This is a genomic window from Burkholderia sp. IMCC1007 (genome assembly GCF_027257875.1).
In the GTDB taxonomy this organism is placed as follows: Bacteria; Pseudomonadota; Gammaproteobacteria; order Burkholderiales; family Burkholderiaceae; genus Burkholderia.
This window is the reverse complement of record NZ_JAPVQY010000001.1, coordinates 440,092-452,903: the sequence shown is the minus strand read 5'-3', so window position 1 is coordinate 452,903 and position 12,812 is coordinate 440,092. Positions and strand designations below refer to the sequence as shown.

The 12,812-nt window shown below is 67.3% G+C and carries 14 protein-coding genes; 9 read left to right on the top strand and 5 right to left on the bottom strand.

Going from position 1 to position 12,812, the window contains the following annotated elements:
- Nucleotides 1–23 precede the first annotated feature (23 nt).
- Nucleotides 24–1,697: a phospholipase C gene (locus O1Q03_RS02265; RefSeq protein WP_269501445.1), complete on the bottom strand. Its 1,674-nt coding sequence runs from the start codon at nucleotides 1,695–1,697 to the stop codon at nucleotides 24–26.
- Nucleotides 1,698–2,054: 357 nt separating this feature from the next.
- Between O1Q03_RS02265 and O1Q03_RS02260 the strand changes: the two genes are divergently transcribed.
- Nucleotides 2,055–2,966 carry an EamA family transporter gene (locus O1Q03_RS02260; RefSeq protein ID WP_269501444.1) on the top strand — a complete coding sequence of 304 codons (912 nt, stop codon included), beginning with the start codon at nucleotides 2,055–2,057 and terminating at the stop codon, nucleotides 2,964–2,966.
- A 48-nt stretch (nucleotides 2,967–3,014) separates the two neighbouring features.
- Here the strand turns inward: O1Q03_RS02260 and O1Q03_RS02255 are convergent, their stop codons facing one another.
- On the bottom strand, nucleotides 3,015–3,488 hold the full coding sequence (locus tag O1Q03_RS02255) for an Lrp/AsnC family transcriptional regulator (RefSeq protein ID WP_006479071.1): 474 nt from the start codon (nucleotides 3,486–3,488) through the stop codon (nucleotides 3,015–3,017).
- Between the two features lie 320 nt (nucleotides 3,489–3,808).
- On the opposite strand from O1Q03_RS02255, the gene O1Q03_RS02250 reads away from it, so the two are divergent.
- From O1Q03_RS02250 to O1Q03_RS02225, 6 genes are all read left to right on the top strand, one after another.
- Nucleotides 3,809–5,212, top strand: a complete 1,404-nt coding sequence (locus O1Q03_RS02250) for an amino acid permease (RefSeq protein ID WP_269501443.1) — start codon at nucleotides 3,809–3,811, stop codon at nucleotides 5,210–5,212.
- A 53-nt stretch (nucleotides 5,213–5,265) separates the two neighbouring features.
- Nucleotides 5,266–6,468 (top strand): amino acid aminotransferase, encoded by a 1,203-nt coding sequence (locus tag O1Q03_RS02245; RefSeq protein ID WP_269501442.1) that lies wholly within the window; start codon nucleotides 5,266–5,268, stop codon nucleotides 6,466–6,468.
- A 133-nt stretch (nucleotides 6,469–6,601) separates the two neighbouring features.
- Nucleotides 6,602–7,000, top strand: coding sequence for a DUF488 domain-containing protein (locus O1Q03_RS02240; protein ID WP_269501440.1), 399 nt, complete (start codon nucleotides 6,602–6,604; stop codon nucleotides 6,998–7,000).
- Between the two features lie 117 nt (nucleotides 7,001–7,117).
- Complete coding sequence (locus O1Q03_RS02235) at nucleotides 7,118–7,408, top strand: DUF1488 domain-containing protein (protein WP_269501439.1); 291 nt, start codon at nucleotides 7,118–7,120, stop codon at nucleotides 7,406–7,408.
- A 16-nt stretch (nucleotides 7,409–7,424) separates the two neighbouring features.
- Complete coding sequence (locus O1Q03_RS02230) at nucleotides 7,425–7,664, top strand: UDP-glucose 4-epimerase (protein ID WP_269501437.1); 240 nt, start codon at nucleotides 7,425–7,427, stop codon at nucleotides 7,662–7,664.
- A gap of 194 nt (nucleotides 7,665–7,858) precedes the next feature.
- The gene (locus O1Q03_RS02225) at nucleotides 7,859–8,212 is read left to right on the top strand and encodes a metal ABC transporter ATPase (RefSeq protein ID WP_269501435.1); all 354 of its coding nucleotides are present in this window, start codon (nucleotides 7,859–7,861) and stop codon (nucleotides 8,210–8,212) included.
- A gap of 23 nt (nucleotides 8,213–8,235) precedes the next feature.
- Here O1Q03_RS02225 and O1Q03_RS02220 read toward each other — a convergent pair whose 3' ends face one another.
- The 3 genes from O1Q03_RS02220 to lhpI all read right to left on the bottom strand — a co-directional run bounded on the left by O1Q03_RS02220 (nucleotide 8,236) and on the right by lhpI (nucleotide 10,545).
- Nucleotides 8,236–9,015 (bottom strand): helix-turn-helix domain-containing protein, encoded by a 780-nt coding sequence (locus O1Q03_RS02220; protein ID WP_269501434.1) that lies wholly within the window; start codon nucleotides 9,013–9,015, stop codon nucleotides 8,236–8,238.
- 17 nt (nucleotides 9,016–9,032) lie between these two features.
- Nucleotides 9,033–9,437 (bottom strand): response regulator, encoded by a 405-nt coding sequence (locus tag O1Q03_RS02215; protein WP_269501432.1) that lies wholly within the window; start codon nucleotides 9,435–9,437, stop codon nucleotides 9,033–9,035.
- A gap of 172 nt (nucleotides 9,438–9,609) precedes the next feature.
- Nucleotides 9,610–10,545, bottom strand: coding sequence for a bifunctional Delta(1)-pyrroline-2-carboxylate/Delta(1)-piperideine-2-carboxylate reductase (lhpI, locus tag O1Q03_RS02210; protein ID WP_269501431.1), 936 nt, complete (start codon nucleotides 10,543–10,545; stop codon nucleotides 9,610–9,612).
- 260 nt (nucleotides 10,546–10,805) lie between these two features.
- Between lhpI and O1Q03_RS02205 the strand changes: the two genes are divergently transcribed.
- Both O1Q03_RS02205 and O1Q03_RS02200 read left to right on the top strand, forming a co-directional pair.
- Nucleotides 10,806–11,543, top strand: a complete 738-nt coding sequence (locus O1Q03_RS02205; RefSeq protein ID WP_269501430.1) for a FadR/GntR family transcriptional regulator — start codon at nucleotides 10,806–10,808, stop codon at nucleotides 11,541–11,543.
- A 120-nt stretch (nucleotides 11,544–11,663) separates the two neighbouring features.
- Entirely contained in the window at nucleotides 11,664–12,785 is a 1,122-nt protein-coding gene (locus tag O1Q03_RS02200; RefSeq protein WP_269501429.1) for a branched-chain amino acid ABC transporter substrate-binding protein, read from the top strand.
- Nucleotides 12,786–12,812 lie beyond the last annotated feature (27 nt).

Here is a 12,812-nt window from a genome sequence, read left to right as displayed (position 1 = left end):
TGCGACGTGTTACGCGCTGCCGGTCAGATCGCCGGCGCGGCGCTCAGCACGGTGCCTTGCGTCGGATCGAGATACAGCGGCGCGGTATTCGGCTTCGACGAGAAGTCGAACAGCCCGCGCAGATCGCCCGCCGACGCATCGAACGAACCGCCGCCGATGCGCTGGCCGCCGAGCCAGTTGTCCTCGATGAAGCGCACGACGGACGCCTGGTCGATCTGCGTGTGGTCGACGTAGTTCTGCTTCGCGTACGGCGAGATCACGACCAGCGGAATGCGCACACCCGGGCCGCAGCGGCCGTTCACGGTGCCGCCGTTCACGCCGGTGGTGCCGCCCGAGCCGCACTTGCCGTTGCCGTTCACCTGATCGACCGCGTCGGACGACGCGTGGGTCGGTGCCGTGTACGCGTGGTCGTACCAGCCGTCCGAATCGTCATAGGTGACGATCACGGCGGTGTTCTGCCAGTCGGGCTGCTGCTGCAGGAAGTTGACGACCTTCGTCACGAACGCCTGTTCGTCGAGCGGATCCGAATAGCCTGCGTGCCCGTCCTGTGCGGCAGGCGCCTTCAGGAAGCTGACCGACGGGAAGTTGCCGGCCTTCACGGCCGCGAAGAAGTCGTCGGTGTCGTACTGGTGGTTCGCCGGCTCGGCGGTCTTGCCGTCGGCTTCGACGCTCGAACCGATCGCCGCGACCGAGCTCGGCCGCGTGTGCTGCGGGTTCGACGTCGACCCGTAGTACTGGAACCAGTTGTGGTGCGGGATGTAGTCGGCCGTCGCGGCGTTCACGGCGGTGGCGACCGTGCTGCGCGCGCAGCCCGTCGTGCCGTTGCCGTTGGTCGTCGACAGGTTGAAGCCGCCCATGAAGCCGCCCCACGTGATCTTCGCGCCGTTCAGCAGGTCGCCGATGTTCTTGCCGGTCATCATCGCCTGGTCGGTCGTGCTCGAACACACGTCGTAGCCCGGGTCGACGTCGTTGATCATCGTGAAGCCGCCCTGGCCGTCGTTGATGTAGTAAGAGCTGGCGGCGAGGGTCGACGGCTGTTTCGACGTCTTGACGATCTGCATCCCGTTGGTCTGGCCCGACACGACGTTCAGCGCGCCCGGCGTCGACGGGCCGTACACCGTCGTGTATGCGTTGTCGCTCATCGCGAAGCGCTGCGCGTAGTTCCACAGCGCGGTGACGGTGTTGCCGTCGAAGTAGCCCATCACCTGGCCCTTCGTGCCGAATGCGCCGGCGCCGCCGGACGAGCCCTTGCCGGTGTATTTCGGGAACAGGTCCGCGAGGCCGTTGTCCTCGGCCTGCTGCTCGGCCGTGTATGCGTGGTTCTGGTCGGCGGTCGCGGCCTGCGTGCGATCGAGGCGGAACGGGTTCGCGGCGTCGGTGCCGTTGGCCGTGTTCGTGAAGTTCGGGTTCGCGGTGAGCAGCGTGCCGGACAACCCGTTGATCGCCGGCGTGCCGGGCTTCGCGGTGAATGCCGGTTCGCCCGACGGGTTCGACGCGTTCGGGTAGGTGCCGAAGTAGTGGTCGAACGACACGTTTTCGCCATAGATCACGACGACGTGCTTGATCGGCGTGGCGGTCTGCAGCGCGTCCTGCGACGACACGGCGGGCGTCGACGTGGGATCGTCGCTGCCGCCGCAGGCGAACAGCGCAAGCGCTGCGCCGGCGCAGGCGGTGACGAGCAAGGCTTGACGGAACATCGGGAAGCTCCAGATTGGGTTGCGATGGTGGAGATCGGCCCCGTCGCCGTGTCGGTTCGGCGCGGAGCGCGTCGATAGAGCACCGGCATTGAAACAGCTCGGTATGAAGATATGGGGGCGGAGCGGTTTCGCGAGGGTTGCGTTGCGGTATCGATTTCATTACGGCGCGGAGGGCGGCGAAAGAAAACGGAAAGGGGCGGGGCGTCCGCGACCGTTGCGACACATTCGGCCGGCCCCTCCGATCACTGCCTCGGACGCCATATCGGGCGGGCGATGGCGCGCGGCGGGCGGTGGCTGGCGCCGATCGGGCGGTCTGACGGCGGGTGGTTTTTGACAATCGCGTGACGCATTCATACGATGGACGGCCCGCGGCGACGATTTCGCGTTGCCGACCGTCAGCGAGTATTCAGCGTGCCGATTCCCGTTTTGTTTGCCGTGCTGTGCGCCGCGTTCCTGCACGCGTCATGGAATGCGCTCGTGCGCAGCAGCGGCGACCGGCTGCGTTCGGCCACCGTGCTGCAGATCGCGATCGGGCTGTTCGCGCTGCTGTTCCTGCCGGCCGCCGCGCCGATCTCGCCGGCGAGCTGGGCGTATGTCGTCGCGTCGGCGGCGCTCCACGTCGTCTATACGCTGCTGCTGGTGCGCGCATACGAACACGGCGACCTGACCGTTGCGTACCCGGTCGCGCGCGGCACCGCACCGCTGCTCGTCACGCTGGGCGCGGCGGCGTTCGCCGGCGAGCGGCTGAACGTCGGCGCGCAATTCGGGCTCGTGCTGATCTGCGCGGGGATCATGGCGATCGGGCTGGAGCGAGGACGCGGTGCGCGGCACCGGATGACGCAGGTGCTGCCGACCGCGTTTGCGACCGGCGTGTCGATCGCCGCGTACAGCGTGGTCGACGGGATCGGCGTGCGAGAAAGCGGCAGCACGATCGGCTATACCGCGTGGATGTTCGTGCTGACCGGGCTGATGATGGGCGCGTACTACCGGCTGCGGGCGGGCTCGCTGCGGCTCACGCAGGATGTCGGCGAAACGGCGAAGGCGGCGTGCGGCGGCGTATTCGCGGCGCTCGCGTACGGGATCGTGATCTGGGCGATGGATCGCGCGCCGATGGGCCCGGTGTCGGCGTTGCGCGAGACGAGCGTGGTGTTTGCGGCGCTGATCGCGCGCGTGTATCTCGGCGAGCGGCTGACGCCGCGTCGGGCGGGCGGTTGCCTCGTGATTGCTGCCGGCGCGCTGTTGATCAGTGCGTTCGAAGCGGTGCGGTGAACACGGCGACGATCGAACGACGCACGGCTCGGCGTATCGCTCGACGCGTCAGCTCTCCACCGGCATCGCACTCGTGCACTTGATCTCGTCGAGACACACGCTCGAATGCACGCCGCTCACGCCGGGGATGCGCATCAGCGTTTCGAGCAGGAACGTCGACAGCCCCTTCAGGTCGTGCGCGACGACCTTCAGCACGTAGTCGATATCGCCCGTCACCGAGAAGCATTCCTGAATCTGCGCGAGATCCGACACGAGTTTCTGGAACTTCGACAGATCGCGGATATGCCCGCGCTCCATCGTCACGTGCACGAACGCGGTGACGCCAAAACCGAGCGTATCGGGGCAAAGGCGCGTCTCGTAACGGCGGATCGCGCCGATCTCCTCGAGCCGGCGGTGGCGTCGCAGTGTCTGCGCGGGCGACAGCCCGACGGCCTTCGCGAGGTCGAGGTTCGACGCGCGGCCGTTCTCCTGCAACACCGACAACAAGTGGCGATCGATGCGATCGAGAACCGGTTCAGGCATTTTTGTTTCCTCATCTGTCTCCCGGATGCAATCTTATCTCATAATGTAGGGTTTGCATGAGCGGGTTACGCAACCCGATTTCGCCGTCGCGACGCTAAACTGACGCCGGATTTTCGTGTGCGACCGCAGCAATGCGGCGAGGACGACAGTCGGCGGCCGGTCTGCGGGCCCGTCGACGCGAATCATCGGGCGTTGCCACGCGAAGATTGCAGTCCCCAACCCGGTGGCTCCACGAACGGTCGCCGGCACAGCAAAACAGCGCCCGGCACACCGAGGCGCGCCGCACCGCTTCCGGCGGAGGCGGAGAGAGTGGAGAAGACATGGTTTCTGGAAACGAGAAGGACGGCCTGAAGCGGGGGCTGAAGAATCGCCACATCCAGTTGATCGCGCTGGGTGGCGCACTCGGCACGGGGCTGTTCCTCGGCATCGCGCAGACGATCAAGATGGCCGGCCCGTCCGTGCTGCTCGGCTACGGGGTGGCCGGCATCATCGCATTCTTCATCATGCGCCAGCTGGGCGAGATGGTCGTCGACGAGCCCGTCGCCGGCTCGTTCAGCTACTTCGCCGACAAGTACGTCGGCCACTTCACCGGCTTCCTGTCCGGCTGGAACTACTGGGTGCTGTACATCCTCGTCAGCATGGCCGAGCTGTCGGCCGTCGGGATCTACGTGCAGTACTGGTGGCCGGGCGTGCCGACCTGGGTGTCGGCGCTGGTGTTCTTCGTCGCGATCAACCTGCTGAACCTGGCGAGCGTGAAGTCGTACGGCGAGACGGAATTCTGGTTCTCGATCATCAAGGTTGCCGCGATCGTCGGCATGATCGGCTTCGGCGGCTGGCTGCTCGCGAGCGGCCATGCGGGGCCGGAAGCGAGCGTCGCGAACCTGTGGCAGCACGGCGGCTTCTTCCCGAACGGCGTGTCCGGGCTCGTGATGTCGATGGCGGCGATCATGTTCTCGTTCGGCGGGCTGGAGCTGATCGGCATCACCGCGGCCGAAGCCGACGATCCGAAGCGCAGCATTCCGCGCGCGACCAACCAGGTGATCTACCGGATCCTGATTTTCTACATCGGCGCGCTGGCCGTGCTGCTGTCGCTGTATCCGTGGGAAAAGGTCGTGTCCGGCGGCAGCCCGTTCGTGCTGATCTTCCACGCGCTGAGCAGCAACCTGGTCGCGAACGTGCTGAACGTCGTCGTGCTGACGGCCGCGCTGTCGGTCTACAACAGCGGCGTGTACAGCAACAGCCGGATGCTGTTCGGCCTCGCGAAGCAGGGCAACGCGCCGAAGGTGCTGTGCTCGGTGAACAAGCGCGGCATTCCGCTCGCCGCGCTCGGCGCGTCGGCGCTCGCGACCGGCGTGTGCGTGCTGGTCAACTACTTCATGCCGGGCAAGGCGTTCGAGGTGTTGATGGGGCTCGTCGTGTCGGCGCTGATCATCAACTGGGCGATGATCACGCTGATCCACCTGAAGTTCCGCCAGGCCAAGCGGATCGCCGGAGAGCAGACTTCGTTCCGCAGTCTGGGCTATCCTTTCACGAATTACCTGTGCCTGGCGTTCATGGCCGGCATTCTCGTCGTGATGTACCTGACGCCGGATCTCCGTCTGTCGGTGTACCTGATCCCGGTATGGCTCGCGGTGCTCGCGATCGGGTATCGCTTCCGTCAGAAGAATGCGGGCTATGCGGTGCGCGACGGCGCGTCCGCGCTGACTCCGCGTCGACCGCACTGACACGCAGGCCAGGCCACCCCCGATCATTCTTCCAAACGAGACCGACTCAAGCCATGTTCGAACACATCGACGCGTACCCCGGCGACCCGATCCTGACGCTCAACGAGAACTTCCAGAAAGATCCGCGCGATCAGAAGGTCAACCTGAGCATCGGCATCTATTTCGACGCCGAAGGCCGGATTCCCGTGATGGGCGCCGTGCGCGAAGCCGAAACCGCGCTGCAGCGCGACACCGGCCCGAAGCCCTACCTGCCGATGGTCGGCCTGGCCGCGTATCGCGACGCCGTCCAGTCGCTGGTGTTCGGCGCCGATCACCCGGCGCGTGCCGCCGGCCGCATCGCCACCGTGCAGACGCTTGGCGGCTCGGGCGCGCTGAAGGTCGGCGCGGATTTCCTGAAGCGCTACTTCCCCGACGCGCAGGTGTGGCTCAGCGATCCGAGCTGGGAAAACCACCGCTTCATCTTCGAGCGTGCGGGCTTCACGGTGAATGCGTACCCGTACTACGACGAAGCGACGGGCGGCCTGAAGTTCGACGCGATGCTCGCGGCGATCGACGCGCTGCCGGCGCGCAGCATCGTGCTGCTGCACGCGTGCTGCCACAACCCGACCGGCGTCGATCTCGACGAAGGCCAGTGGGAGAAGCTGATCGACGTGATCGAGGCGCGCGGGCTGCTGCCGTTCGTCGACATGGCGTACCAGGGCTTCGGCGCGGGGCTCGACGCTGACGCGTTCGCGGTGCGCGAGCTGGCCCGCCGCGGCGTGCCGGCGCTCGTCGCGAACTCGTTCTCGAAGAACTTCTCGCTGTACGGCGAGCGTGTCGGCGGCCTGAGCGTCGTCTGCGAGGATGCGGCCGCGGCCGAGCGCGTGCTCGGCCAGCTGGCCGGCGCGGTGCGCTCGAACTACAGCAACCCGCAAACCTACGGTGCGAAGGTCGTGGCGGCCGTGCTCAACACGCCCGCGCTGCGCAAGCAGTGGGAAGAGGAACTCGCGGCGATGTGCCGCCGCATCGCGCGGATGCGCCAGGCGATCCACGACGGCCTGCGCGACCACGTGAGCGGCGAGGCGCTGACGCGCTACGTCAAGCAGCGCGGGATGTTCACCTACACGGGCCTGACCGAATCGCAAGTCGAAGCGCTGCGCGAAGTGCACGGCGTGTACATCCTGCGCTCGGGCCGCATGTGCGTCGCGGGCCTGAACGACTCGAACGTCGGCATCGTCGCGGATGCGATCGGCAAGGTGCTGAAGAGCGGCGTCTGACCGGCGCGCCGGCGTCCCGTCCGCCGGATCGCATTGCCGAAACCGGCTGTCTCCATGCGGAGGCAGCCGGTTTTTTCTTGCGCGGCTGCGGCGCGGCGGTACGATGGACGATCGAACGCGGCGAAGGAGCGGCATGGCTATTCGAATCGTACGGCTCGGCACGCCACGCGCGCCCGGCGAGGGCGTGAGGATCGGCACGGTGCGCCGGCCGCCGCGCGGCGTGCCGAAAGCGGAATTCGCGTCGCGAAACTACTATGATGTATGGTTGCCGACGCTGTCACCGAGCGCCGAGCTCGTCGCGCAGGCGCTGGCAGCCGAGACCGACGCGCAGTGGCACGCGTTCACGCGCCACTTCCGCGCGGAAATGGCGCACGGCGACGCGCCGAAGGTGCTCGACCTGCTTGCTGCGCTGTCCGCAACGAGCGCATTCTCGATCGGTTGTTACTGCGAGGACGAACAGCGTTGCCATCGCAGCGTGCTGCGCGAGCTGCTGGCGGAGCGCGGGGCGACGATCGAGGCCGACGCGGGCTGAATCCGCCCGACCGCGCGCGATGTTGCGTGGGATCGCGTGGCCCGGCGAACCGGTTGACGTGGGTCAAGCAGGCGGCGGTGCACGCCGCTATGCTCTGGTCATGGGGTCGTTACGACGATGACAGGCGGACAGATGCAAATTGCCTTTCCACCGGACCCGCCCGAATACTGCGCGCGCGATCTGGTCGTGGCGTTTTCGGCGCTGGTCGACGGTCGCTGCGTGCAGTGCGCGGTCACGGCCGAAGCACTGGAAGACCATTTCGGCGCGCGCTCGCTGCTCGAGCGCGACTTGCTGGATGCGTTCGACGCGCATCGGTCGGCGATCGAGGCGATGGCACGGAGAATGCTCGAAGAAATCGGCGGTCGGCCGGTGTTGCTGCATAGCGGTCACTTCCGGCTCGACGACTGATACCGCAGGAGGGGGCATGACACTGCAGGGCAATATTCATGAACGCGACTGGTCGGTCGAAGTCGAGACACGGCCGTGCGAATCGGGCCAGTTCCGCTGTCGTGTGTCGGTCGAGCACGGCACGGGGCCGGCGCGCTTTCATCACACGTTCGAGCACAGTCACGCGTACCAGACCGAACACGAGGCGGCGATCGAAGGGCTGCGCGCCGGAATGACGTGGATCGAAATGAAGGCGTCGCAGACGTTCAGCGTGTGAACGGCCGCGTGTCGCTCGATACGGGCGCGCTGTACGGGTAGCGGTGCATTGCGTCGGCGGGAAACACGCGCGGCGCCGCACGTGCGCTAGGGGCCCCCCGCCGCTTGGTACGGCCGGCGCCGCATCCCGCAGCGGGCGCGCCAGTGGGCAGGCAACGCGGTCGACGAGCGGGCAACGCCGTCAGGAGGAGCGAAATGGGCGTGGGCATGCAGATCGTCTGCGTCGGCTGCACGAGCCTGGCCGCGCTGGAAGCCGAGGCGGGTGCGCAACTGGTGCGGCTCGCGCGATTCCGCGCGCGGCTCGGGGATTGCCGCCTGGCGATCGAGGCGCGCACGTCCGTCGACGGGGGCCGGACTTACGACGTGAGGCTGGAACTGGCGATGTACGGCCGTGCGCCGGCATCGCTGCCATGCTGCACCCGTGACGACGCAATCGACGCGCTGCACTGCGCGTTCGCGCAGGCCGAACGCATGCTGGACGCGTGGCAGGCGGGCGACGTCGAAGCGGTCGCGCTTCACGGCGCCGCGACCGGCGACGCGTCGCGATGAAGCGAACTCGAGCGTGACGGCGGTCAGACTTGCGCGAGCGCCTGCGCGTCGATGATCCGCACGCGCTTGCCGCGCGTTTCGACGAGTGCGTCGCGATGGAACCGGGAGAACATCCGGCTGACGGTTTCGAGCTTCATCCCGAGATAGCAGCCGATTTCCTCGCGCGTCATGCGCAGGTTGAATTCCGATGCCGAATAGCCGCGCGCCTCGAAGCGCGCCGACAGGTTCAGCAGGAAGTGCGCGACGCGCTGCTCGGCCGACATCGTGCCCAGCAACAGCATCTGGCTCGATTCGCGCACGATCTCGCTGCTCAGCATCTGATAGAGAAAATGCTGCATCGGCTTCATCTCGCGGCATGCGGCTTCGAGCGCGCCGAACGGGATGATGCACACCACGCTGTCCTCGAGCGCGATCGCATCGCAGCAGTGGTGGCCGCCGCCGATGCCGTCCATGCCGAGCGTTTCCCCTGCGATCTGAAAACCCGTCACGTGCTCGCGGCCGTCACGATGCATCATCACCGTCTTGAACGAGCCTGCGCGCACCGCATAGATGCTGTGAAACGGGTCGCCCGCGCGGAACAGCGCGTCGCCCTGGCGAATCTGCCGCGTCGCGCAGATGATCGCGTCGAGCCGGCCGTACTCGGCGGCCGTCAGGTCAGGCGGCAGGCACATCGAGCGCATCGCGCAGACGGAGCAGCGCGCGCCCGGATGTTTGGCGGCGTCGGCGGACGCAACCGCACGAAGGGCGATGGTTGGCCGGGGCTCGACGTACGGGCCGGCTGCACAGGTGGCGGCGGTGGACATGGGTCGCTCTGGCTCGGTCAGGGATGGTGCTCGCGAGCGTGCACCAGGGATTCGATGACGCGGCATGCGGCGTCGAATTCGGCGGTCTTGTCGAAGAAGTAATCGGCTCCGGCCGCCGCGCATGCCTCCCTGAATGCCGCTGCCGAATGATTCGTCAGCACGATCGTGACGACGCGCGGTACCGCCTTCGACAGCATCCCGATCAGGTCGAGGCCGCTGCCGTCGGCGAGCCGCAGGTCCACGATCACCACGTCCGCGTGGCTGCCGCGGATATGGGTCAGCGCGTCGTGGCCGTCTTCCGCTTCGCCGACGACCACGACGCCGCCGATCGCGCCGACGCGCAGCGCGATCCGTTGCCGGACAGCGACGGCATGATCGACGAGGAACACCCTGAGCGCGGTGGGTGACAGGCTGGCATTCATGCGGGCAGTATCGTGGCCCGCCGCCGAAAAGGAAATCGGCCGAATTGGAAGTTTGTGTAGGCCGCTTCGCCACGTTGTAGGGCGATTCCTACAACGCGTACGGCACGCGGCGGCGCGCGCAGGTCGCGATGACGGGCGCGCGGCAGGCGGGCAGCGGCGCGCTGCCGCCGAATCAGTTGCGCTGGCGCGCGTCCAGTGCGTCGCGCGCCGTGCGGCACGCGGCGAGATCCCACGCCGCACAGCCGACGCTCTTGAACAGCAGCGGGCCGCTGCGCTCGAATGCGCCGCGCAGCACGTCGGCGAGCGACGCGACTTGCTGCCAGTCGACCTGCGCGACGATCAGGTCGCCGGCTTCGTGGCGGGCGCCGGCCGGATCGTCGACGACGAGCCGGCTATGGCGCACGGTGTCGGCGTCGATCTCGGCGGCGTCCGCGGTGAATGCGCCGACGCCGACCACGAGCCGGCCCTCGCGCGCCGCTTCGCGATAGACGGGCGTGCGGCTCGTCGTCAGCGTGACGACGACGTCGATCGCATCGGGAATCGCGTCGCCGTCGAGCGGCACGAGCCGCGGCGCCTGCGCGCGGTGCGCGGCGCAGAACGCGGCTGCGCTGTCGGCGCGCGAGCCGCGCACGTGCAGGCGCGCGTCCGGGAAGATCGCCGCGAGCGCTTCCGCGTGATTGGCGGCCTGCTTGCCGGTGCCAATCAGCAGGATGTCGTGCGGCGCGGCGCCGTGCAGCGCCTCGATGCCGAGCGCCGTGACGGCCGCCGTGCGGCGGCCCGTGACCGTCGGGCCGTCGAGCACGAAGTGCATCGCGCCGGTAGTCGCATCGCACGCGATCACCTGTCCGAGAATGGTCGGTAGCCCGCGGGCGCCGTTGCCGGGGCACACGTTCACAAGCTTGTGGATCGCGAGATCGCGTGCGCTCGACGGCATCGACAGCATCACGCCGCCCGCCTGGAGCGGCACGACCAGCCGCTCGGGGCTGACGATTTCGCCTGCCGCGTATTCGGCGACGGTTTGCCTGAGCGTGGCGAGGAGCGCCGGGTAGTCGAGCAGCGCGGCCGTTTCGGCCGCGTCGAAAGCGGGAATCCGGGAGAGGGCGGTCATCGTGTGGATCGGTTGCGTCGGTGGGCATGGACGACGGGCGCAAGGTGCGCTCGCCACGGAGGCTGCGGTACCGCGACAGCGAATGTTCTGGATCGAATCTATACCAGTTACTGGCCATCCCGCAAGGCGGAAAATCGAACGGATCGCTAATTTTGGTTCTAATATCCGTCCAGATGGCGCTGCGCGTATCGGCACGGGTGTCGCTCCGGTATAGTGCGAACCCATTTCACGTCCACGCCCGCCGCTGCAGGAGCCTGCCGATGATGTCCGCCCGCCCCGAATCGCTCGAAGCCGGTTTCCGGCCGCTGCAGATCTACGAGCAGGTCGCCGAGAAGATCCGCGACGAGATCCGCGCGGGGCGCTACGCGGCCGATTCGAGGCTGCCGTCGGAGCGCGAACTGGCGGCGCTGTTCCAGGTCGGCCGGCCGGCCGTGCGGGAGGCGCTCGGCGCGCTGCAGAACGAAGGCCTCGTGTTCACGAAGCGCAATTCGGGCACCTATGTGGTTTCGGCGCCGCTCGACGTGCTCGCGCGGCGCGGCGACACACACGGCGCGCCCGACGCGGACTTCAGCCCGACGTCGACGCTCGACGTGCGGCTCATTCTCGAACCTGCGATCGCCCGCCTCGCGGCTGCGCACGGCCGCGCCGATCCCGTCGCCGAGGGCTATCTCGCGCAGATGGAAACCATCACCGACGTCGACGATCCGCAGCAGCGCGCGGTGTGGAACGAGAGCGACCGGCTGTTCCACCGGCAGCTCGCGCTGATGACCGGCGACGCGCTGATCGTGAAGATCGCGGACGAAGTCGCGAAGACGATGGACCAGCCGCTGTGGAAACGGCTGAAGGACGACGGAATCTACGATGCCGGCCGCATTCGGCTCTATGTGTCCGAGCACCGGCTGATCTACGAGGCGATCGTGTCCGGCGACGCCGACGCGGCTGCGTTCTATGTCGAGCAGCACATCCGCCGCGTGCGGCGCGACATCGCGCCGAAATGACGCCGCCGTATCGCTCTGGTATCGAAAGTAACCACATCGCCAAAAGTAATTTTGAAATTGCTTGCATGGCGACCACGCGTCGCCTACATTGGTTTCACGCAAAACCAATCAGGAGACGCCATGCGACACGTCTTGACCGCGCTCTCGGTGGCCCTCGCCGCCGGCGCGCTGACTTCCGCCCATGCGCAGGAAGCCGTGATGATCGGCCATTCGGCGCCGCTCACCGGCCCGCAGGCCGCCAACGGCAAGGACAATGAAAACGGCGCGCGGCTGGCCGTCGACGAGCTCAACAAGGCGGGCGTGAAGGTCGCCGGCAAGACCGTCACGTTCAAGCTGGTATCCGAGGACGATCAGGCCGACCCGAAAGCGGGCGTGCAGATCGCACAGAATCTGGTCGACAAGGGCGTCGTCGCGGTGCTCGGGCCGTACAACTCGGGCGTCGCGATCCCGGCATCGCGCGTGTACAACACGGCAGGCGTGCCGATGCTGCCGGTCGCATCGAATCCGGCGCTGACCAAGCAGGGTTTCAAGAACATCTTCCGGATCGGCGCGAGCGACGAACAGCTCGGCGGCACGATGGCAACGTTCGCCGCGCGCACGCTGCATGCGAAGACGGCCGCCGTGATCGACGACCGCACCGCGTACGGGCAGGGCGTGGCCGAGCAGTTCGCGAAAGTCGCGAAGGAGAACGGGATCAAGATCGTCGACCAGGAGTACACGAACTCGTCGGCCACCGACTTCCTCGGCATTCTCACCAAGATCAAGGCCGGCAACCCCGACGTGATCTTCTTCGGCGGCTATGCGGCGCAGGGCGCGCCGATGGCCAAGCAGATGAAGCAGCGCGGCTTGCGCGCGAAGCTGCTCGGCGGCGACGGCATCTGCTCGGCCGATATGGGCAAGGTTGCGGGCGAAGCGGCGTCGATCGTCTACTGCGCGCAGGGCGGCGTCGCGCTCGAGAAGACGGCTGCCGGCCGCGAATTCCTGAAGAAGTACCACGACACCTATCACACGGATACGCAGGTCTACGGCGTCAACTACTACGACGGCATGAAGCTGCTCGCCGACGCGATGGTCAAGGCCGGCACGACCAGCGACAAGGCGAAGCTGATCGCGCAGCTGGCGAAGACGAACTACGTCGGCGTCGCAGGCACCTACTCGTTCGACTCCAACGGCGACCTGAAGGGCGCGCCGACGACCGTCTACGTGATCCGCAACGGCCTGCCCGTGCCGTACGAGAAGTAATCGTCAACCGTCACCGGATGGCGGCGC

Excerpts from the sequence above, each read along its gene's own strand:
- O1Q03_RS02265 (WP_269501445.1), bottom strand. The coding sequence starts at position 1,697 with ATGTTCCGTCAAGCCTTGCTCGTCACCGCCTGCGCCGGCGCAGCGCTT.
- O1Q03_RS02260 (WP_269501444.1), top strand. The coding sequence starts at position 2,055 with ATGGACGGCCCGCGGCGACGATTTCGCGTTGCCGACCGTCAGCGAGTA.
- O1Q03_RS02255 (WP_006479071.1), bottom strand. The coding sequence starts at position 3,488 with ATGCCTGAACCGGTTCTCGATCGCATCGATCGCCACTTGTTGTCGGTG.
- O1Q03_RS02250 (WP_269501443.1), top strand. The coding sequence starts at position 3,809 with ATGGTTTCTGGAAACGAGAAGGACGGCCTGAAGCGGGGGCTGAAGAAT.
- O1Q03_RS02245 (WP_269501442.1), top strand. The coding sequence starts at position 5,266 with ATGTTCGAACACATCGACGCGTACCCCGGCGACCCGATCCTGACGCTC.
- O1Q03_RS02240 (WP_269501440.1), top strand. The coding sequence starts at position 6,602 with ATGGCTATTCGAATCGTACGGCTCGGCACGCCACGCGCGCCCGGCGAG.
- O1Q03_RS02235 (WP_269501439.1), top strand. The coding sequence starts at position 7,118 with ATGACAGGCGGACAGATGCAAATTGCCTTTCCACCGGACCCGCCCGAA.
- O1Q03_RS02230 (WP_269501437.1), top strand. The coding sequence starts at position 7,425 with ATGACACTGCAGGGCAATATTCATGAACGCGACTGGTCGGTCGAAGTC.
- O1Q03_RS02225 (WP_269501435.1), top strand. The coding sequence starts at position 7,859 with ATGGGCGTGGGCATGCAGATCGTCTGCGTCGGCTGCACGAGCCTGGCC.
- O1Q03_RS02220 (WP_269501434.1), bottom strand. The coding sequence starts at position 9,015 with ATGTCCACCGCCGCCACCTGTGCAGCCGGCCCGTACGTCGAGCCCCGG.
- O1Q03_RS02215 (WP_269501432.1), bottom strand. The coding sequence starts at position 9,437 with ATGAATGCCAGCCTGTCACCCACCGCGCTCAGGGTGTTCCTCGTCGAT.
- lhpI (WP_269501431.1), bottom strand. The coding sequence starts at position 10,545 with ATGACCGCCCTCTCCCGGATTCCCGCTTTCGACGCGGCCGAAACGGCC.
- O1Q03_RS02205 (WP_269501430.1), top strand. The coding sequence starts at position 10,806 with ATGATGTCCGCCCGCCCCGAATCGCTCGAAGCCGGTTTCCGGCCGCTG.
- O1Q03_RS02200 (WP_269501429.1), top strand. The coding sequence starts at position 11,664 with ATGCGACACGTCTTGACCGCGCTCTCGGTGGCCCTCGCCGCCGGCGCG.